The sequence below is a fragment of the Rhodococcus sp. 24CO genome (assembly GCF_050586165.1).
GTDB lineage: Bacteria > Actinomycetota > Actinomycetes > Mycobacteriales > Mycobacteriaceae > Rhodococcus_F.
Map to the genome: position 1 here is coordinate 408,553 of NZ_JAZFNF010000002.1, position 20,143 is coordinate 428,695.

Genomic DNA, 20,143 nt, shown 5'->3' on the forward strand with positions numbered 1-20,143 from the left:
GTTATGGCCACACGTGGATTCGCCAGGATTCTCAGCGGTATTGCACTGACGTCCGCTGCTGTGATCGGAATGGCATTTCTGACGCCGGCTACCGCGTCGGCGGAACGGGTTGTATTGCCACCCCCGCTCTCGGTGAGAGTGTCGGGCAACAACATCACGTTCACCATCAAGAATCCGAATCCGCGACTGAGCCTGATCAACTGCACTCCTGCCATTGTCGATATCAAGAATCTGCCCGCCGTTATCAGTGACCCGGCGTCGTTGCTCGAGCCCGGTGTCCTTGTCTATCCACAGGTTACGAACATCGGTGATCTGTTCGGAGTCCTTCCACAGCGGGAGCTGACCAAGACCGTCACCGACATTCCCGGCGGGGTTTACGCGGTTGTCGGTGCCTGCGTGTTTATTCCGAGTCTGATTCCACCGATCAGGACGCTTCCGGCAATAAGCTTGCCTGAAGTTGTAGTAGTCGGCGGATTCTTCGAAGGGCTCGGAACGGGAAGTGTCTCAGGCTCATTGGACGGCCTCGGGTTCGAGAGTCTCAACGATCTCATCGAGGCCTGGGAACGGATATCCGCCGGAAGTAGCGATTCGGGTAGCGGTAACGGCAGCGCCGTCAACGCCGGCAGCAACAGCGAGAGCCTCGGCACTAATCTCGGGAGCTTCGACTTCCAAGGCGGCTCGGGCATCGATGTAGTCGTGCCCACCTCGTAGCGAGTTCAGGTTCGCGCGCGATGGCGTCGTACCGCGTCTCGATTCGAACAGGTCGGGGAGCAGTACCGTTGCCTGCCGTTGCGTGAGGTATCTGCGTAGATGTTGGTGCACTCCTCGAGGGAACATCGGCCCAGACGGTGCATTCCGCGGCCCACTAGGTGTAGCGCCGTCCCGACCGAGAAGAGGGCCTTGAGGACCTCGGCAAGCGACTGTTGCGGATCGCGGTAGTGCAGATGCCAGCCGTCGCCCGCGTGATTGGTCATGCGTGGGTAGGCCGACGCTTGCTCCAACATGATGTTGACCAGTTCGGCGCGACCTTCCGCATCAGTGAGGTCGACGATTTTCGACCACTCGGTCAGAAGGTCGAGGGTCTCGCCCAGGTCCTTCTCGGCGATGGGGAAATCGAGAATGATGCCCGCGTCGACGCAGCGCTCGACGAGTTCATCCAGTGTCTGAGGGTGGCGATTGGCGAGGTCGGCAGCCAGAGTCACCGCATATTCGCCGTAAGGGTTGAGATGCACAATGGCATTACATCATGGTTGTCGTATGAAGAAAACAGAACTAGCCAGCGTCCAGTGCATCCACCGGTGGGAAATCGAATCACGTCATCGGACCAGCGAAGGGACTGTCACCTACCTGCGCTGCCATTGCGGTTCGTGGCAGACCTTGCTCACCGAATGGACCTCAGGGGGCATCGGCTCGGCCATAGCCGCACCGATTGAGGCGAAGTCCAGATCATGATCGAACGCGCCGGTGTCTCGCCCCCGTTCGAGTTAAGGTGCCGACATGGGCTTCTCGTTGATCTTCATGCGCATCAAGCAGGACGAGCAGATTGATGCCGACCGAGGCGGCGTGGCCGACTTCCTCGAGCGGCGTGGCTTGAAAGTCGTTGCGGGTCGGTACGGAGGCGAGATCTTCGATCGCGGCGACCAGCCTCTGAGCTTTGACGATCGTTTCTCGGACCTGTACCTCGACCCGTTGGACCAGAGCGGTCCTTTGTGTGGCGGTATCTTTCATGCCAGCCTTACCGGTGCGGAGTGCGAGTTCATCTACGAGCTGTGTGTCGCTGCCGGTTTTATGATCGTCAACCCCTCTGGTGATCCGACGTTTGTTGTGCCGCAGCGCAATCACACGCCTGAAGATCTCCCCGAGCTCGACGACGTAGCGTGGGTGGAGAGCGCCGCCGAACTCGTGCAGGCCCTCACCGGGAGCTTCGAGGAGTTCCGCGCCTATCGGAGCAAAGTTCTCTCGCAGTACCCGGATCGTCCGCACTGAGTGCGCTCATCGGCAACGCCTGGCGGATTCGTCCGACGAACCCCAGCGCATATTGCTCTTACTAGATCTCTCTAGGACACGCCCTAGATGACGGCATATTCGGCTAGCTGACTTGTACCGTCGATGGGCATGGACCCCGTACGCAATCCATATGCACCTGGCGCCGGCCAACGGCCGCCGGAACTGGCCGGTCGAGACAAGCAGATAGATGCGTTCGACGTCGTGCTCGAGCGCATTGCGCGCGGTCGACCCGAGCGCAGTGTTGTCCTGACCGGGCTCCGCGGTGTGGGAAAGACCGTGCTGCTGAACCAGCTCAGGTCGGCTGCCATCTCGAAGAGTTGGGGGACGGGCAAGATCGAGGCTCGACCCGACCAGGACCTACGACGCCCACTGTCGTCGGCTCTGCACATGGCCGTCCGGGAGATCGCGGTCTCGCATCGCGATCCCGAGCGGGTCGAGCAGTTTCTCGGTGTCCTGAAATCGTTTGCGCTCCGGGCGACGGCGGACAAGGGGATGCGGGAGCGATGGCAACCCGGGATAGACGCGCCGGCGTTGAAGGGTCGGGCCGACAGTGGCGACATCGAAATCGACTTGGTCGAACTGCTGATGGATGCGTCGTCGTTGGCACGGGACGTCGGTGTCGGTATCGCGATTTTCATCGACGAAATGCAGGATCTCGGTGCGGCAGACGTATCGGCGATCTGTGGTGCCTGCCACGAATTGAGTCAGGACGCAGCACCTTTGATAGTGGTGGGAGCGGGCCTTCCGCACCTGCCGGCAGTGTTGTCCGCGTCGAAAAGCTATTCGGAGCGGCTGTTCAGCTACCACCGGATCGATCGACTCGAACGCGACGCGGCGGACCAGGCGTTGATCGCGCCCGCCGCGCGTGAGGACGTCGAGTTCACGGACGCGGCGCTCGACGCTCTGTACGACGCGGCGGACGGCTACCCGTATTTTGTCCAGGCCTACGGAAAAGCCACATGGGATGTGGCCGCGTCGAGTCCGATCACGAAAGACGATGTGCGGGTAGGTGCTCCGACAGCCGAAGAGGAATTGGCGGTCGGGTTCTTCGGATCACGGTATGAGAGAGCAACTCCGGCAGAGCGGGAGTACATGCGAGCCATGGCAGATCTTTCCGGTGACGACGGTCCGGTTGCAACGGCAGCCATCGCTGTTGAACTCGGACGCAAACCCGCGTCCTTGTCGCCGGCGCGTGACGGGCTGATCAAGAAGGGGCTGATCTACTCCGCGGAACGAGGCTCGATCGGATTTACGGTGCCGCACTTCGGTCGCTACTTGCGTGGGCAGGCAGAGTGAACGCGCTCGAGACCGCGTGGGATCGGGTTACGGCGATCAGCCCTGCTCCGCAAGCCTGGGTAGTTCCGCTGGCAGCCCTCGTCGCCGTGGTGATAGTCCTCGAACCGCACCTGTGGCAGGTTGCGCGAAACGTCGTGACCATCGCGCACGAAGGCGCTCATCTCATTGTTGCTGTCCTGGTCGGCCGACGGTTGAAAGGTCTTCGGCTGCACTCGGATACGTCGGGGGTTGCCATTTCCTCGGGCAAACCGACGGGATTCGGTGTCATCGTGATGACGTTCGCGGGCTATGTGGGTCCGTCGATTCTCGGACTGGGAGCGGCTGCCTTGTTGGGTGCGCAACGCGCTGTGTTGGTGTTGTGGATCGGACTGTTTGTTGTTGCGGTGATGATGGTGTTGATCCGCAATCTGTACGGGGTGTTCTCGCTGGCCGTTGTGGGGGCGGCGCTGTTTGGTCTCGTCTGGTGGGGATCGGCGGAACTGCAGGTGGCCGCCGCATACTTCTTGACGCTCTTCCTGCTGTTTGCCGGACCTCGCCCGGTCGTTGAACTGCAACGTCAGCGGAGTCGCCGCGGCGGTGCGCCGGATTCCGACGCCGATCAGCTGGCCAGACTCTCGCCGATACCCGCGATCGTGTGGGTTGGGTTGTTCTTCGTGGTGAACGTGGGAGTGCTGGCTGTCGGCGGTTGGTGGATCCTGCGTCCCGTGGTTGGTTGAGCGTCGATTGAGCTATCTACAGGTATCTAGCTAACGGGCTAGATGCCTGTAGATATTGATCACGCGATGTCTTCCTCGTCGCCTGCGGCAACCCTCTGCAGGCCTCGGTAAGCGTCGTTGGCACTTTGACGGCCGGCGATGACCGCCTCGACCTCCGCCGCAATGGGCATGTCCACGCCGTACTCACGGGCCAGGGCCATGACCGTCGGCGCGGTTTTCACGCCCTCGGCAACCTGACCTAGTTTCTCGACGGCTTCCTCGACAGTCAGACCCTGCGCCAGTGCCTCGCCCACTCGGCGGTTGCGGGAGGTGGGAGCCATGCAGGTGGCAATCAAATCGCCGACGCCGGTCAAGCCGGCAAAGGTTCGCGGATTGGCGCCCATCGCTTCGCCCATACGCGTCATCTCCGCGAGCCCGCGCGCCAACACCATGGCGCGGGTGTTGTCGCCGACGCCCAGACCGTCGGCCATTCCGGACGCAATCGCGACGATGTTCTTGAGGACGCCGCCGAGTTCACACCCCAGGACGTCGGTGTTGCGGTAGACCCGGAACACGGACGACGCAAAGAGTGGCTGCAGTGCTGCGGCAACGCGGTCGTCCTGCGTCGCAACGACGGAGGCGGCGGCCATGCCGTCGACAATCTCCTTGGCGATATTGGGTCCCGCGAGAAGCCCGACTGGGTGCCCGGGCAGGCACTCGGCGATCACCTCGGTGGGTCGCTGACGAGTTCCGGGCTCGAGGCCCTTGGCGAGCGACAGGATCGGTACCCACGCGCGGACCTCGTTGGAGATCTCGGCCAGTGTGGAACGCACGGCATGCGACGGAACACCGCAGACCAGAACGTCGGCCTCCCGTGCTGCCTGAACCAGGTCGGATGTCGCTTTCAAACCTTTCGGAAGCCTGCGTTCACCGAGGTACCTGCTGTTGGTGCGCTGGGAGTTGATCTCGTCAGCGGTGTCCGCACTGCGTGCCCACAGCAAGGTGGGTGTGTTGCGGGCGGCCAGCCCGGCAACCGTGGTTCCCCAGGATCCTGCGCCGAGTACTACGACGCGTACCGGGCGGGCCATCAGAGTGCGCTCTCGGGCGTAGCGAGTGATGTCATGGTTCCAAGCGTTCCACTTGCGGAGCGGTTGCGGAGCAAATCAGCAGAGTCTGTGGCTCGGCTTACTTACGTCGTGCTCGGCGGCGCGGATGTGCGCATGGTTTCGACGGCGTCGGCGGACTCCGCGACGATCGACCGCATCGCGGCTTCGGCGGCGTCGGCGTCACCGGACTGGATTGCCGACGCGACCACTCCGTGCAGGTGAATGGCTTCCGGATCGGCTTCGTGGGGCATCAGGGCGTGGCGGGTTCGGCCCTCGAGGATCTCGACGACGATCTGCGACATCGCACGCAGCATCGGGTTTCCGGACGCGGCGAGCAGTGTGCGATGAAAGTCCGAATCGTGCCCCAGATAGGCGTCGGTATCGGCGGCGCGGGAGGTAGCTGACATTCCGATCACCGCCGCAGTGAGCGCGCCGCACTGCTGCGGGGTGGCCCGGGTCGCGGCCAAGCGAGCGGCCAGCGGTTCGATTCCCGAGCGTAGTTCGCTGAGGATCGACAGTTGCTCGAACCGGCCGGGGCCGGCCAATTGCCAGCGGATGACAGTGGGATCGAGTGCGTTCCAATGCTCCGATCCCAGGATCGTGATTCCGACGCGTCGACGCACCGATGCGAGGCCGAGTGATTCGAGTACTCGCACGACTTCCCGGATGACTGTGCGGGAAACGTCGTAGCGGGTTGCGACTTCATCCGCGGAGATGGTGGTGCCCGGCGTGAGGGCGCCACTGACGATGTCCTGACCCAGTTGTTCCAGCATCGAGTCGTGCAGTTGCTGAAACGGAAGTGAGACCATGCGTAGATCGTCCCATGTGTATGGATTAAGCCCGATGAAAGTCCGATAAATACTACAAATTAGTGTCTGATCTTGAAATTGTAGGTTAATTGAGGAACAGTGACCTCCATCACTCGTTGGACTGGAGTCCCTATGAACACCACAGCACTGCTGGCAGCGGAGGTTGTCCCGGCTGGAAGCGATGCTCGACTGATCATCGCCGCCGTCGCGGGCGTCGCCGTGATCATCGCGCTCATCACCTGGCTCGATCTGCACCCCTTCCTTGCTCTGTCGATCGGAGCGGTAGGCGTCGGATTGGCCGCCGGGCTAGGTTCGGCTGAGTCCGTTGCGGCCTTCGCGACAGGGTTCGGTTCGACGATGGGCGGCGTCGGCATTCTCATCGGCTTCGGTGCCATGTTCGGCAAACTGCTGGCCGACTCCGGCGGTGCTGATCGAATAGTGGACACGCTCGTCAGTCGATCCAGTGACCGGGCACTGCCGTGGACGATGGCACTGGTTGGCGCCGTCATCGGTCTGCCGATGTTCTTCGAAATCGGCCTCGTCCTGTTGATGCCCGTCATCATTCTGGTGGCTCGGCGGTCCGGGCAGTCCTTGATTCGTATCGCGATTCCCACCCTCGCAGGCCTGTCCGCGATGCACGGTCTGGTTCCGCCGCATCCCGGTCCTCTGGTAGCCGTTTCCGCGTTGAATGCAAACCTCGGTCTGACATTGGCGCTTGGTGTGCTCGTTGCCATCCCGACGGTGATTCTGGCCGGCCCGGTCTTCGGCAAGATCGCGGCCCGCTGGGTCGACGTCAAAGTTCCCGATCTCTTTGTCACCGGCGAGGATCGGGGCGAAGAGGAGAAGGTGCAGCGCCCCAGTTTTGCGGCCACGCTTGCCTCGATCATGCTTCCCGTGGTGCTTATGCTCGGCAAAGCTCTGGCCGAGGTCATTGCGCCTGATTCCGAATCGCTTCCCAAATCAGTACTCGACTTCCTCGGAACCCCGGTTGTTGCTTTGGGCCTCGCAGTTCTAGTCGGTATGGTGCTGCTCGGACGGGGCGGCGGAATGGATCGCAAGGCCATTTCGAAGTCGCTCGAGAGTTCACTGCCGCCGATTGCCGGCATCTTGCTGATCGTCGGCGCCGGTGGTGGTTTCAAGCAGGTGCTTATCGACACGGGTATCGCTGACGTGATTGCCGACGCGATCAAGGGCAGCAGCTTGCCGGTGCTCTTCCTCGCGTGGCTGGTCGCTGTATTGATCCGCGTCGCAACAGGTTCGGCAACCGTGGCGACAGTCACGGCGTCCGGAATCCTGGCTCCCGTTGCCGCCGAGCTTTCGTCCACCCACGTTTCGTTGATGGTGCTGGCGATCGGCGCGGGTTCGCTCTTCCTTTCTCACGTCAACGACGCAGGGTTCTGGTTGGTCAAGGAATACCTCGGCGTCACCGTTGTGCAGAACCTCAAGACGTGGACAGTGATGGAATGCATCATTTCGGTATCCGGACTGGCCGGTGTCCTTGTCCTGAGCGCAATTATCTAGGGGTTGGACATGACTGACAAAGCAGCACAGAAGAATCCCGTGCTTGTCGTGATGGGTGTATCGGGCTCCGGGAAATCGACTGTCGGCGGGATGATTGCCGGCGCGATGGGCTGGGATCTTCAAGAGGGCGACGATCTTCATCCGCAGGCCAACATCGAGAAGATGGCTACCGGGCATCCGTTGAACGACGACGATCGCTGGCCGTGGTTGGACAAGATCGCGCAATGGATCACGCATCACACCGATGCAGGGCAGCCCGGCATCGTCACGTGCTCGGCACTCAAACGCAGTTACCGCGACATACTGCGGGGCGAGAACGTGGTGTTCGTTCACCTCGCCGGTTCGCGCGATCAGATCGGCCAGCGGCTGACCGCGCGCCTCGACCACTACATGCCGCCCTCGCTGCTGGACTCGCAGATCTCCACGCTCGAGCCGATCGACCCGGACGAGCAGGCGATCATCATCGACGTCGGTGGCAGTCCAGTCGAGATAGTGGAGGACATTCTGCGACGCCTCGAAGAGCTCGGCTACTGAGTTCGGGCGCCAGCCTGTTCTCGGGAAATTGCGTCGGTTATCGTTCAGTCAAGGTATGTGTAACTCGGATACACAAAATATCTTGACCTGGGAGGACGCTATGCGGACGCGAGATTCGACGGTATGGCATTGGAACGTGAGCCCGCGCGCACGTTTCGTATTTGCTGTGACCAGGACGTTTGTGAAGCCCGCGTTCACCTTCTGGCCGACCAGTGACCGCGGGATACGGCAACTCGAAAAGCTCGACGCGCTCGCCGACCGCCTGCCCAAGCCCAAGAACCTCGACATCGAACCACTGACGATGGGCGGTGTTCCTTGTGAAAAGGTGACGCACCCACGTCGTGCCACCGGCGCGCTCGCGGGAGCCACCATCCTCTATTTCCACGGCGGTGGATTCATCTTCTGCGGACTTGCCACCCACCGAGCACTGTGTGGCCTGCTGTCCGCCAAAGCCGGCGTCCCGGTAATCTCCGTTCGGTACCGGCAGTTGCCCGAAGGATCGATCGGCACGTCCGTGGTCGACGCCATGGCCGCCTACACGGCACTCCTCGAGACTGCGGAAGATCCGAACAAGATTGTGGTTGCCGGTGATTCGGCAGGCGGCTACCTGGCAATGAAGGTCGCCGAGATTGCCGCGTTGCGCGGAATCACGCGCCCGGCCGCCGTTATCGGGTACTCGCCGCTCCTCAACGTAGACCTCGAAGAGCACGATCCTGATTTCATGAAACGTGATGCTTACCTGCCGATGTCGCAGGTCGAGAAACTCAAGGACCGTTGGCTGAACGGACCGGACAACATTGTCGGCGAGCAGTCTCCGATCAATGCCGACCCCAAGTTGCTTGCGCCCTCGTTTCTGGTGTGCGCCGAGTACGAACTGATGCGCCCGGACGTGGAAATAATGACCGAAAACTTCATCAAGGCAGAGCAAACCGTCGAAACCCACATCTGGAGTGGGCAGATCCATGCCTTCCCGGTGATCGGCAAGGCGCTGCGTGAAGGGCGCACGATCGTTGATCTGAGTATCGCGTTCCTGGAACGTACTTTGGCGTCGAAGCGCCAGATCAGCGCCTGACTCTTCTCTATCTGTCGGCTTCTGGGCGGGTGAGGAATGCCAGGACGGCCGAGACCCAGGCGTTGCGGGCCTCGATCATCGTCCAGTGACCGCACCTGGGGAAGATGTGCACTTCACCGTTCGGGATGTCACGCATCGGCAGAATCGCCATGTCGACGGGGCTGACGCGGTCATCGCGACCCCAGGTGAGCAGTGTCGGAGCCTTGATCTTGTTCAACTGCGCCCAGTACGGAACATCCGTCGACGCAGCAGCGGCGGCGCCCATGGCGGCCATGGCCTTGCTGCTGTACATCCGACGCGCAATCTCGAGCGTCGTCGGCTCGGTGGCGAGCGCCCAACGCTCTTCGATGAGCTGCTCGGTGACCACGGCCGGATCGAAGACCATCGACTGCAGCCACCGGATCAGGCCCTCGCGGGTGGGGTTGTCGGTGAATTCCATGAGGAGCTTGATGCCTTCACCGGGGCCGGGCGAGAAGGTGTTCTTGCCCATGCCGCCGATGGTGACGAGCTTGTTGACGCGGTGCGGTTGGTCGATCGCGACCTTGGTGGCGACGATGCCGCCCATGGAGTTGCCGATCAGGTGGACGGGGCCCAGGCCGAGTCCGTCGAGGAACGCGCTGACCGAGGCCTGAGCCATCATCATCGGGTGGCCGTCGCCGGGGTCGCTGACGCCGAAGCCGGGGAACTCGAGAACGTAGCAGTGGAAGTGCTCGGCGAAGTCCGCGAGAACACCGCGGTAGTTGCGCCAGCCGGTGACTCCGGGGCCCGATCCGTGCAGCAGCACCAGCGGCGGACCGTCGCCGGCCTCGTGGTACCGGAGCACACCGAGATCGGTCTGCAGCTCTTTCAGAGTGTCCTCGTAGCTCAGTTCAGTCGTCATACTCCGAACGATGCCACTGTCAAGCCCGTTCGGCCACAGGCCATCCCGATCACAGAGAAACTATCTGCGATCAGGATGGCCACCAGCGGATCAATTCACCATGTGTTCAACTGCCCGATAAGAAAACACCATTGCGGTTCCCAGCGGCACGCCAGGGCCGGGGTAATGCCGACCGCTCAGAGATGCCGCCGTATTCCCTGCGGCATAAAGCCCTTCGATGCTGGAGCCGTCGGCCCGAAGGACTCGTCCGTCGGCGTCCGTGCGAAGGCCGCCTTTTGTGCCGAGATCGCTGAGAACGATTCGTGCAGCGTAGAAAGGTCCTTGTGAAATCGCGTGCAGCGCGGGGTTGGGAGCGTCGCCCGAATCCGAAGGAGGACAGAAGAACAGATCGTACGGGTCCTCGCCGCGTGTAAAGTCCTCGTCGGTTCCACGTTTCGCGAAGTCGTTGAAACGGGCGACTGTCGCAGAGAGATTCGCGGCCGGTACACCGATCGCGTTAGCGAGCGCATCAATGGTATCGGCCTTTACCCAAGTGCCGGCAGATAGATGGTGGGCCGCAGTCGCTTCAGGCACGGAAATCGCAGGGAGAATTCCTTCTCCCTCGCGCGAATCGAACACCAGGTAAGACGGAACCGCCGGAGTGGTCTTGTCCCGGGAGATCATCGCGCGTCCGAATTGGTCGTAAGGCAGGGACTCGTTCAGGTAGCGTTCGCCCTGTGCGTCGACGACGATGCCCCCTCGGAGCCCAACCATGAAAGCTCCACGGCCGTCGGGCATTTCCACCCCCGGGCACCACCAGGCTTCGTCGAGCAGGTCCGTTGCCGCACCGATCTCGACGGCAGCGTTCACGAGATCGCCGGTGTTCGCTCCTTGTGGACCCATACTCCACTGCGCTTTTCCGGGAGTTTTGTTGGCAGTACGCATCTCGCTGCTGCCTTCGATGCCGCCGGCAGCAAGAAGAACCCCGTATTTCGCTTTGATCCGAATGCTTTCACCGTGGGGATTCGTTGCATGGACTCCAGCAACGCGTTCGCCGTCGACAATCAGTGATCGCGCAGGAGTGTTGTTGTGCAGCACTGCGTGTCCGGTGCCCTCGAGCGCTAGTAGCAGTCGGCCGATCAGCGCGCGTCCGCCGATCAGAGTCTCCTCCGGCTGTGCGCCCCCGGCGCGATCGATTCCGGGTTCGGGTCGAATCAAGTGGCGCAGTTCCCCGATGTCGCTGCACGGCAGATTGATCGGATTGATCGCGCGACCGGAATCCATACGACCCGGGCGCTTGTAGTAGTCGGGAAACGGGCGCCACTCGAACTCGATGTTCGGGTCTTTCTCCAGCAATTCGACGACGGCCGGTGCCGTGTCGACAAATGCTTCTTGTCGTTCGAGTTCGTGGTCACCGAGAAGTGCGCGGAGATAGGTGCGAGCCTTCTCGAGCGAATCGCCTATTCCGGCACGTTCCTGAACGGATGTTCCAGCAAGCCAGATTGCTGCCCCCGAGTAGGCGGAGGTACCGCCGAATCGCGCTGTCTTCTCCAGGATCACGGTCTTCAAGCCTTGCGCTGCAGCGGTATACGCTCCGGTGAGCGCTCCGCCGCCGGAACCTACGACGATCACGTCGCATTCGGTTGTCCAGTTCTGCATTCTTCCGTTTCCTCACTGCGAATATGTTGAATCTCTACGCAATACCGTGTGGAGGGTGTACGCCAGGGTGAATCCCATTGGTGGGTTATCGTTTCGCGTCGACAACTCGGGCGGAGGTTCACTACCGCATTCGAAAGGCTCCAGTTCAAGGATTCACCGTGGTGAGGTGTCCGTTCATCGGAACAGGTTGTTGCCCAATGGCATGCGCGCTGACACTATCGTGAAATGGGAACCGAAATCACCTTGACGGTGGGCGAGCAACTCCTGGCCATCGAAAGCATCAAGAACACTTTTGCTGCCCGACTACGGTGCATGGACAACAAGCAATGGGAGATGTACCCGGCGTTGCATACCGACGACGTTATTTCGGAGACGTGGGGAGGCGCGCCCATCGACAGGCAGCCGCAGACTGACGGCGTTGCGAATCGAGTTGTGGGGAACGAACGATTGGCGCGCACGATCAGTTCATTGCTCGACGGCGACACCAAGATCACATCGGTCCATCACGGGCACACGCCAGAGATCGAATTGACGTCGAACACTACTGCTCGCGGTATCTGGGCGATGGAAGACAAATTGTGGTGGACGAATGGAGATCGCGAAGAGCATTTGCACGGGTACGGCCACTACCACGAGGAATACCGCCAGGAAGGCGGTCGATGGCTTATCAGTTACCGGTCGTTGACACGGTTGAGAGTGGACGCTACCCCGGACTTTCACTCGTCTGCTCGGTACTGATTGTCGCAGCAGCGTGCGTGTACGCGATGGTGAAGGCACGTGGCCGGCAGATCGTCTGACTTCTGCCGGCCTCGATGCGTCGAGGAAAGGTTGTGCGCGTGAGGTATTCGAGGATCCGAGGGTTACGAAGCCTCGCGGTGGTCTCCCGATTTGAGATCATTGGCGACGCACGCGTCCCAGATGTTTCGAGCTGCGATGCGAACCGTGCCGACAAGCTGATTCATCTTCATGTCTTCGATGGGTCCACAGACCGAGATTGCCGCCCGATTGCCGTAGTGGTGGTCCCGGGGTCCGATTGATGTTGCAACACAACCTATCCCCGGCACAGTTTCTTCACGATCCATCGCTACGCCGTGGTTGCGGACGCGTTCGAGTTCCTCGTAAAGTCGCTCGTGCGACGTGATGCTGTAAGGCGTCGACTGGCGAAGCGGACCCGCGGTTGCGTTGTGCATTCGTTCGGGTTCGAGATTGGCCAATATGGCTTTGCCGACACCAGTGAGGTGCGCGGGGATCCGGGCTCCTACTTTGGTCGGAAGCGACAGAGGCTTCCGACCCGGGATGCGGTCCAGATACAGAGCGTCACCCTTGTTCAGGACTGCAAGATGCACCGTGAGTCCGGAAGAGCGAGCCAGTCGGTTCAATACGGGGAGAGCGCCATGGCGGAGTCGGTTCTGGTTGAGTGCCCATTGTCCGACTTCGTATGATCTGGTGCCGAATTCGTACCGGTGCTCTTCTCGCGCAACCCATTGCGCCTCTACGAGTTGCTCGAGAAGTCGGTGAGCGGTTGAGCGAGGAATTCCGGTCTTGTGGGTTATCTGTGAAAGCGTCAGAGGGCCTGCCCCTTTGAATGATTCGAGGATGACCGAAATTCGATCGACGACGGACACCAGATCGTCTACGTTGCGTGTACTTCTCACCGGATCTCCTGACCTTGACCTCAATGCTGTGATGGCCGTCACCCTAATGAGGGTGGGTCGGTCTTCGCAAACGACTGACCCACCTCGCGGGAACATCCGGCGTATCGATCCGTGACTGCATATTTGCTGTCCGGGTGGTCTGCGGAGGTCGTGATCGAGAGTTACGGCTATATTTTGTCGAAATACACTGTTCCAGAGTGCTTCAGAGGCCGTATCTGCCTCGGAAGAAGACCAAGGGCGAGTCGTTTTCTCGCTCGACGCGCAGCGCACGAACTGCTCCGACAACGATGTGGTGGTCGCCGCCGTCGTGGACCGTCTCGATGTCGCAGTCGATCCAAGCAAGTGTGTTCGCTATCAGAACGGCCCCGTGTCGAGTCGTCCACGGTGCAGATTCGAATTTGGTGCCGGTGGATGATCCGAACGCAACGCACACAGCTTGTTGGTCGTGTGCGAGGACATTTACAGTGAAGCGGCCGGTGGCGGCGATGCGTGGCCAACTTGTCGAGTTCTTCCCCGGGCACACGAGTATCTGCGGCGGGTCGATTGACAACGACGTGAATGATTGGCAGGCGAAGCCGATCGGGTGCCCGTCCGACGACAGGCCGGTGATCACGGTGACTCCGCTGCAGAAGTTTCCGAGTGTATATCTGAACTGCGCGGCATCTGGTCGCGCTTCGTTGCCGGGTTCGCGACGATCGCTTTGAATCATGTGTAGAGCATCGTCAGTAGGTATGTGTGGTAGGGACATTCGTCTCCCTCGGTGACTGTCGGCACGTGATGTGCAGAAGCAATTCTGGGGTTTCACGGATGCCACCGGCGCCGTCGTTCCCGTCAGTCGGGAGGAAAAGTGGGTGTTCCATTCAGCGGGGACAGCCTTAGGCGGTGAATGCATGTCGTTGTTAGTCTTGGTCCGTGCCCGATCTCAATGACGCATCCTTACCGGCTTTGCCCGCCACGAGTTGGGCAGTGCTGGGAATGCTCACGTTCGGTGAAGAATTGAGTGGAACCGATCTGAAGAAGTGGGCAGATTGGAGCGTGGGGTTTTACTACTGGAGCCCGTCGCTCAGTCAGGTCTACACAGAGTTGAAGAAACTCGAGACAGTTGGCTTCGTGCAATCTCGAGAGATTTCGGAATGGGGAGAACGCACCCGCCGCGTCTATGGAATAACGCAATCGGGAGTCGACGCGGTCCGGATATGGTCGCGGGAGTCGCCCGTTGAGTTTCCGGTACTGAAGCACAGCGTCATGTTGCGTTTGTGGATGGGCCATTTGAACGATCCGGACCACTTGAAGGCGATCGTATGCAATCACATCGCGAACGTCGAAGAAAAGATGGCCAAGGCTGCCCAGCATGCCGATCATTCCGAAGGTGAGCCGGGTTGGGCGTTTTCGAAGATGAGTCTTCGCTGGGCGGCACGCCACTTCCAAGCAGAAATCGACCTGGCTCGTGATTTACTCGAGGAAATCGACGAAGCTGCCGAACTGTTCGCACAGAGTCGTGTCGACGAACTCGGCCTACCGACTCCGGTCGATCCGGGAATATGGAAGTCTGTTGACGACGCAATCCAGAAGCCCCGGTCTGACTGAACTTTCCTGAACAGTTGCGATTGGAGTTGGAATCAACGAGCCGATGATCCGTGCGGAGTTGACCGTAAGGTCTTGCTGCGCTGCATTGTTGGAACAACATGGTTGTTGACGCGACGCCAGACTGCGGTAGCAGTGTTGACCAGGATTTCTGTCAGCCGAGGATCGGGTGGGTTCAGAGGAAGCTGGTGGCTAGGTCCGGAGAGCGACAATGCAGATGTCGCCGACCCGATAGGGCCGATCGGGGTGGCGATGGAACCGAACCCTTCGATCGGTGTATTCCGCTCACACGCGATACCGGTTTCACGAAGTCGATCGTACGACGGTCCGGACGCTCCGTTGTACGCCAGCAGGATTCTTCCGAGCGCAACCTGGTCTGCTTTGTCGCGTGACCCGACGCGGTTCGGGACGGCACCGGCAAGTCGGCCACCGACATACTCGTGAAATACGAGTTCGTCTCCGTCGAGCGCTGCGAGTTGGACAGCAAGTCCGGTTACACGATGCAGTTCGTGGAGGTGGGGAATGACGGCCGAGTGCAACCGGTCCTGTCGCACCGCCAATGAACCGAGTTCCATCAGGCGCAAGCCCAGTGTGTAGTCGTGGCCCTCACGCTGTAGCCATCGCAGTTGGACGAGATGTTCGAGCATTCGGTGCACAGAAGACCGGGGCAATCCTGTGCGACGAACAATCTGAGCGAGGGTCAGCCTGGCACTCCCGTCGAAGGTGTCGAGCAGGAGAGAAACGCGATCGAGGAAGGCGTTTGGGGTTGAGCGGTCGATCGTCGACTGGATCGTCATCGGGCTAGCTCCTGTTCGGCTGTTTCTCCACCAAAAGCCTTGGACTTCGGTATTCCTATTAGGAATCATGACACGGCTTGGTGGATTTGTGAAGCAGTTCACCAACTGGAGGTCGCTGTCGGGGAGCGACCGCTGGACGGGAGACTTGGTTCTCAAGGCTGAGCGGGCGATTTATCGTGGCGGAACGCAAGTGTTCCGGTTGTCGGACATCGGCGACGGATTTCGAGAGGGATGTCGCATCGTGAATACCAGAAACACCGAAGATGAGAACAGTCGCGACTTCGACGTGATAGTGGTCGGAGCTGGCATTGCCGGCATGTACGCCGTGCATACCTTGCGGCAACGGGGATTGCGGGTCCAAGGATACGAGTCAGCTTCTGGCGTTGGGGGGACCTGGTATCACAACCGTTATCCTGGCGCGCGATGCGACATTGAAAGCTTGGATTACTCTTACTCGTTTTCCGAAGAGCTTCAACAAGATTGGGAGTGGAGTGAGCGCTATGCCACCCAGCCCGAGATATTGAGCTACCTCGAACACGTGGCGGAACGGTTCGACCTGAATCGGAGCTTCCAGTTCGATACCCGTATTACCTCGGCCACCTTCGACGAATCCACATCAACATGGCATGTCGTCACCGAAGGGAACGATCAAACGTCAGCGCGATTCTGCATTTTCGCGACGGGATGCTTGTCGGCTGCGAATCTGCCCGACATCGCCGGTCGAGACGATTACACCGGCGAGTCGTACCACACGGGACAGTGGCCACACGACGGAGTTGACTTCGGAGGCAAACGCGTTGGCGTCATCGGAACAGGTTCGTCGGGTATTCAATCGATACCGCTGATCGCGGAGTCTGCGGAGCATGTGTACGTCTTCCAGCGTAGCGCCAACTACTCGATCCCAGCAGGCAATCATCCGTTGGCTCCGGAGGCGAGGCACGAAAGCAAGGCGAATTACGCAGAGCGGCGCAGGCTTTCATGGATCAGCGGTGGGGGGTCACCATTCACTCCATATCCCAAACGGGCAATGGAGGTCGACGAGGCAGAGCGAACCCGGGTATACGAAGAATGGTGGAAGCGCGGGGGAGTCCTTTTCGGTAAAGCCTTTCCGGATCAGACCGCGAGCATCGAAGCCAACGACACGGCACGCAAGTTTGCAGAGGCGAAGATACGAGAACTCGTACACGATCCCGAACTCGCCGAAGCACTGACGCCGAAGGATCATCCGATCGGCACCAAGCGCATTGTCACCGATGACGGGTACTACGAGACGTTCAACCGCGACAACGTTTCACTTGTGGACTTGCGAAAGGCGCCGATCGATCGCATTACGCCCGGTGGTATCAAGACGAGCGCCGAGAACTTCGAACTCGATATGATCGTTTACGCAACCGGTTTCGATGCGATGACCGGATCGTTGAATCGCATCGACATTCGGGGACGTGGGGGTCGTCAGCTCGGCACCGAATGGTCCGCAGGACCGCGCACATATCTCGGACTGGGAGTGCACGGCTTTCCGAACCTGTTTATTGTGACCGGCCCTGGTAGTCCGAGCGTGCTGTCGAATATGGTCCTCGCTGCTGAGCAACACGTCAATTGGATCGCCGGCTGCCTGGATTACATGGGCGAGCACGGCACTGAAACGATCGAAGCGAGCGCCGAGGCGGTGGAGACGTGGGTCGAGGAATGCAACGACCGAGCGTCGGCGACGCTTTTTCCCACGGCGAATTCGTGGTACATGGGAGCCAATATTCCCGGCAAGCCCCGAGTGTTCATGCCCTACATCGGTGGTTTCGGCGTCTACGGGCAAATCTTGCGCGAGGTTGCGGAGGCCGGATACAAAGGATTTGAACTGGACGGTGCGAAGGCGCTGTAACAGGCGATTTCCACACCGAGATAACAGAATTCGTAGACGATCAGGAGATCATTCATGACAGTGCATCCCGAAGTTGCGGCAATGCTTTCCGCGCTGGAATCCGGATTCCCGGACGTCACAAAATTTCCACCAGTCGAATTGCGTGAGCTGATCCGTAGTCGACGTGCTCCGCTGCAGGCGTTGCCGGACATGCTTGCGGTTCACGATCTCACCATCGACGGTCCCGGTGGAGACTTGCCACTGAGAGTGTTCCGGCCACACGAAGATCGCCAAGATCTGCCGGTTGTAGTGTTCGCTCACGGCGGTGGTTTTGTATTCTGTGACCTGGACAGTCATGACGAATTCTGTCGCTCGATGGCGGAAGGTGTTGGCGCTGTCGTGGTTGCGGTCGACTACAGGCTTGCTCCCGAGCATCTTGCTCCGGCTGCCCACGATGATGTGTACGCAGCCTTGGAATGGGTGGCGAAGAACGCGGGCGACTATGGCGCAGATCCGTCCAAGATCGTCCTCGCCGGGGACAGCGCCGGTGGAAATCTAGCAGCCACGGTATCCATTGCAGCGAGAGATCGAGGTGGCCCGGAAATTGCGGCACAGGTTCTCATGTATCCGGTGATAGACGATGATTTCGAGACGGAATCGTATCGGCTGTACGGCACAGGTCACTACAACACCACTTCGGCGATGAAGTGGTACTGGCAGCAGTATGCACCCAACGGGACCGACGATCCGCGTCTGGTTCCGACGCGGGCAGAGACTCTTGCCGGCCTACCGCCGGCGGTAATCGTCACCGCCGAGCTGGATCCGCCCTGCACATCGGGGGACACGTACGCGCAGATGCTGGAGATGGCCGGTGTGACCGTCCGGCATCACCGTTTCGACGGACTGTTTCACGGATTTCTGACGTTCACGTCGCTCTCGTTCACGGAACCCGCTCGTCGTGATATCTGGACGATGCTTCGCGGAGTGCTCGACGAGAGTTAGGAGCGATTGGGGACCTGTGAAGCTCTTGAATGACAATCGAGTTCGGGTTGGCCGTGGCGGTGGACGAGGGCGCCCGCGGTCAACCCGAACTCGTTCCTCGGTTCAGGCCCGTAGGCCACGCCCTGATGTGAGTTCCTACTGGACTGAACCTTAACTGACACTTGGTAGTTCGATCCTGCTCTCGGTAAGTTCCTGTGAGCGCACCGCGTTGTCGATGCTGCGTCGCAACGCCGGGCAGGCCCGGTCGTTGTCTCCCAGGGGGCGGTGCGCTTCCGCGATGAACGTGCAGTCGTTCGCGTCGTCGACCCACTGGATGGTGGTGTGGGCAGTGCTGAACTTTTCGACGAGTACGCAACGGTCACACACTTCACACGTCAATTTCTGCAGCGTCATCGTAGATCCTCCTGTTGGTTCGGCGAGCGGCTATCCAAGGCTCGCTCAGTTCGCCGGAAATTAGTACGGGTAATCCCGTTGGGCCGACGCTCTTCTTGTGCGTCGGGTGTGCCGTCCCCGAATAGTTCTTGTGAATTGCTTCGGCGTAGTGCTCGAATGGGTATCGTCAGGTCAAATCTGGATCCAATTTTGAGTCCCAAGTTACGGGCGTCAAATAAATTAGTTGACAATCCGCATATACCAAGTAGTGTGAACGGCATCACATGCCCAAGGTTTGCCTCTGGATCCCTTGCATAGCAGCATGTTTCGTTGTTTACGGCGAGCGCATGAACGCCGCCACGGAAGGAAAAGTCATGACCAATGCCGTTGCTGACGCAGTTGCAGGCGCTCGCATCCTCGAAGCGAACGAGATTGCCAAGGGATTCTCGTGGCCGGAGTGCCCCCGCTGGCACGACGGCGCCCTGTGGTTCTCGGACATGTACACGTCGACAATCAAGACTGTTGACGCGACCGGTGAGGTCCGCACGGTAGTCGACGCGACCTCGCGGGCGGCTGACACCACAGTTCCTATCGTGCTGGGAGGATTCGGTTGGCTGCCCGACGGACGCATGATCGTCACGTCCATGCATGAAAAGCTGGTGCTGGTGTTCGACGGCGCATCCTTGGAGGAGTACTCGGATCTGTCCGCGCATGCGCCGGGCCCCATCAATGACATGGTGGTCGATACCGACGGTCGTGCCTACGTCACCCAGCTCGGGTTCGATCTCTTCAACGGTGCGGAGCCGGTAGCGGCACCGCTGATCTCTGTCGAGATGGATGGCTCCGCCGCTGCAATCGACTCGATCGGTCCGCTCATGGGAGCCAACGGAATTGCCCTTTCCGAGGATGGAACTCGCCTGTACACTGCAGAGGCATTTGCCAACCGGCTTCTCGTCATCGATCGTGCGGCTGACGGCACATTGTCGAACCCCCGCGAATTTGCACCGGCCCCGTTCCTTCCGGACGGTATTTGCCTGGACTCCGACGGCGGCGTCTGGGCGGCTATGCCGGGAAGTGGATACGTCGGCCGTTTCGTGGAGGGCGGCGAGATCACCGATGCGATCGCGATTCCTCTCGAGCGGGGTGTCGGGTCTGCCTGCATGCTAGGCGGTTCGGATCGCTCAACTCTCTTTGTCACGGTAGGTGTCGAGGTGTTCGATTTCGAGAAGTCTGCGCGCGAAGCACTCGCGTCGATCTGGTCGGCCGAAGTCCATCACAGTGGCGGCGGCACCCGTCCCTGATCTGCCAGACACGATTGAT

At 60.3% G+C, this 20,143-nt stretch carries 21 protein-coding genes; 12 read left to right on the forward strand and 9 right to left on the reverse strand.

Annotated features, from left to right (window positions below; translation table 11 throughout):
- Window positions 1-3 precede the first annotated feature (3 nt).
- Window positions 4-711 carry a hypothetical protein gene (locus V2B23_RS06130; protein ID WP_430949530.1) on the forward strand — a complete coding sequence of 236 codons (708 nt, stop codon included), beginning with the start codon at window positions 4-6 and terminating at the stop codon, window positions 709-711.
- 5 nt (window positions 712-716) lie between these two features.
- Here the strand turns inward: V2B23_RS06130 and V2B23_RS06135 are convergent, their stop codons facing one another.
- Window positions 717-1,232 carry a CGNR zinc finger domain-containing protein gene (locus tag V2B23_RS06135; protein ID WP_430949531.1) on the reverse strand — a complete coding sequence of 172 codons (516 nt, stop codon included), beginning with the start codon at window positions 1,230-1,232 and terminating at the stop codon, window positions 717-719.
- A gap of 265 nt (window positions 1,233-1,497) precedes the next feature.
- Here V2B23_RS06135 and V2B23_RS06140 point away from each other — a divergent pair, with 265 nt between their 5' ends.
- The 3 genes from V2B23_RS06140 to V2B23_RS06150 all read left to right on the forward strand — a co-directional run bounded on the left by V2B23_RS06140 (window position 1,498) and on the right by V2B23_RS06150 (window position 4,019).
- Complete coding sequence (locus V2B23_RS06140) at window positions 1,498-1,986, forward strand: hypothetical protein (protein ID WP_430949532.1); 489 nt, start codon at window positions 1,498-1,500, stop codon at window positions 1,984-1,986.
- A 129-nt stretch (window positions 1,987-2,115) separates the two neighbouring features.
- Entirely contained in the window at window positions 2,116-3,303 is a 1,188-nt protein-coding gene (locus V2B23_RS06145) for an ATP-binding protein (RefSeq protein WP_033233842.1), read from the forward strand.
- Window positions 3,300-4,019, forward strand: coding sequence for a M50 family metallopeptidase (locus V2B23_RS06150; RefSeq protein ID WP_430949533.1), 720 nt, complete (start codon window positions 3,300-3,302; stop codon window positions 4,017-4,019). Before V2B23_RS06145 ends, V2B23_RS06150 begins: the two co-directional genes overlap by 4 nt.
- Window positions 4,020-4,078: 59 nt before the next feature.
- On the opposite strand, the gene V2B23_RS06155 is transcribed toward V2B23_RS06150, so the two are convergent.
- Window positions 4,079-5,086 carry an NAD(P)H-dependent glycerol-3-phosphate dehydrogenase gene (locus V2B23_RS06155; RefSeq protein WP_092804301.1) on the reverse strand — a complete coding sequence of 336 codons (1,008 nt, stop codon included), beginning with the start codon at window positions 5,084-5,086 and terminating at the stop codon, window positions 4,079-4,081.
- 101 nt (window positions 5,087-5,187) lie between these two features.
- Window positions 5,188-5,913 (reverse strand): FadR/GntR family transcriptional regulator, encoded by a 726-nt coding sequence (locus tag V2B23_RS06160; protein ID WP_430949534.1) that lies wholly within the window; start codon window positions 5,911-5,913, stop codon window positions 5,188-5,190.
- A gap of 132 nt (window positions 5,914-6,045) precedes the next feature.
- On the opposite strand from V2B23_RS06160, the gene V2B23_RS06165 reads away from it, so the two are divergent.
- From V2B23_RS06165 to V2B23_RS06175, 3 genes are all read left to right on the forward strand, one after another.
- The gene (locus V2B23_RS06165; RefSeq protein WP_033233479.1) at window positions 6,046-7,434 is read left to right on the forward strand and encodes a GntP family permease; all 1,389 of its coding nucleotides are present in this window, start codon (window positions 6,046-6,048) and stop codon (window positions 7,432-7,434) included.
- A 9-nt stretch (window positions 7,435-7,443) separates the two neighbouring features.
- Complete coding sequence (locus V2B23_RS06170) at window positions 7,444-7,968, forward strand: gluconokinase (protein ID WP_430949535.1); 525 nt, start codon at window positions 7,444-7,446, stop codon at window positions 7,966-7,968.
- A 100-nt stretch (window positions 7,969-8,068) separates the two neighbouring features.
- Window positions 8,069-9,040, forward strand: a complete 972-nt coding sequence (locus V2B23_RS06175) for an alpha/beta hydrolase (protein WP_430949536.1) — start codon at window positions 8,069-8,071, stop codon at window positions 9,038-9,040.
- A gap of 7 nt (window positions 9,041-9,047) precedes the next feature.
- Here V2B23_RS06175 and V2B23_RS06180 read toward each other — a convergent pair whose 3' ends face one another.
- On the reverse strand, window positions 9,048-9,920 hold the full coding sequence (locus V2B23_RS06180) for an alpha/beta fold hydrolase (RefSeq protein ID WP_430949537.1): 873 nt from the start codon (window positions 9,918-9,920) through the stop codon (window positions 9,048-9,050).
- Window positions 9,921-10,010: 90 nt separating this feature from the next.
- Window positions 10,011-11,558: an FAD-dependent oxidoreductase gene (locus V2B23_RS06185; protein ID WP_430949538.1), complete on the reverse strand. Its 1,548-nt coding sequence runs from the start codon at window positions 11,556-11,558 to the stop codon at window positions 10,011-10,013.
- Window positions 11,559-11,783: 225 nt separating this feature from the next.
- Here V2B23_RS06185 and V2B23_RS06190 point away from each other — a divergent pair, with 225 nt between their 5' ends.
- Window positions 11,784-12,296, forward strand: coding sequence for a nuclear transport factor 2 family protein (locus V2B23_RS06190; protein ID WP_430949539.1), 513 nt, complete (start codon window positions 11,784-11,786; stop codon window positions 12,294-12,296).
- Window positions 12,297-12,418: 122 nt separating this feature from the next.
- On the opposite strand, the gene V2B23_RS06195 is transcribed toward V2B23_RS06190, so the two are convergent.
- Window positions 12,419-13,213, reverse strand: a complete 795-nt coding sequence (locus V2B23_RS06195; RefSeq protein ID WP_430949540.1) for an IclR family transcriptional regulator — start codon at window positions 13,211-13,213, stop codon at window positions 12,419-12,421.
- Window positions 13,214-13,415: 202 nt separating this feature from the next.
- Window positions 13,416-13,922: a flavin reductase family protein gene (locus V2B23_RS06200; protein WP_430949541.1), complete on the reverse strand. Its 507-nt coding sequence runs from the start codon at window positions 13,920-13,922 to the stop codon at window positions 13,416-13,418.
- A 266-nt stretch (window positions 13,923-14,188) separates the two neighbouring features.
- Between V2B23_RS06200 and V2B23_RS06205 the strand changes: the two genes are divergently transcribed.
- Entirely contained in the window at window positions 14,189-14,800 is a 612-nt protein-coding gene (locus V2B23_RS06205) for a PadR family transcriptional regulator (protein WP_430949742.1), read from the forward strand.
- A gap of 32 nt (window positions 14,801-14,832) precedes the next feature.
- Here the strand turns inward: V2B23_RS06205 and V2B23_RS06210 are convergent, their stop codons facing one another.
- Window positions 14,833-15,594 (reverse strand): IclR family transcriptional regulator, encoded by a 762-nt coding sequence (locus V2B23_RS06210; RefSeq protein WP_430949542.1) that lies wholly within the window; start codon window positions 15,592-15,594, stop codon window positions 14,833-14,835.
- A gap of 316 nt (window positions 15,595-15,910) precedes the next feature.
- Between V2B23_RS06210 and V2B23_RS06215 the strand changes: the two genes are divergently transcribed.
- A complete protein-coding gene (locus V2B23_RS06215; protein ID WP_430949743.1) occupies window positions 15,911-17,470 on the forward strand; it encodes a flavin-containing monooxygenase in 1,560 nt (519 codons plus the stop codon).
- 54 nt (window positions 17,471-17,524) lie between these two features.
- Entirely contained in the window at window positions 17,525-18,451 is a 927-nt protein-coding gene (locus V2B23_RS06220; protein ID WP_430949543.1) for an alpha/beta hydrolase, read from the forward strand.
- Between the two features lie 150 nt (window positions 18,452-18,601).
- Here V2B23_RS06220 and V2B23_RS06225 read toward each other — a convergent pair whose 3' ends face one another.
- Complete coding sequence (locus V2B23_RS06225) at window positions 18,602-18,844, reverse strand: hypothetical protein (protein WP_045065251.1); 243 nt, start codon at window positions 18,842-18,844, stop codon at window positions 18,602-18,604.
- A gap of 353 nt (window positions 18,845-19,197) precedes the next feature.
- Here V2B23_RS06225 and V2B23_RS06230 point away from each other — a divergent pair, with 353 nt between their 5' ends.
- Window positions 19,198-20,124, forward strand: a complete 927-nt coding sequence (locus V2B23_RS06230) for an SMP-30/gluconolactonase/LRE family protein (protein ID WP_430949544.1) — start codon at window positions 19,198-19,200, stop codon at window positions 20,122-20,124.
- The last annotated feature ends 19 nt before the right edge of the window (window positions 20,125-20,143 follow it).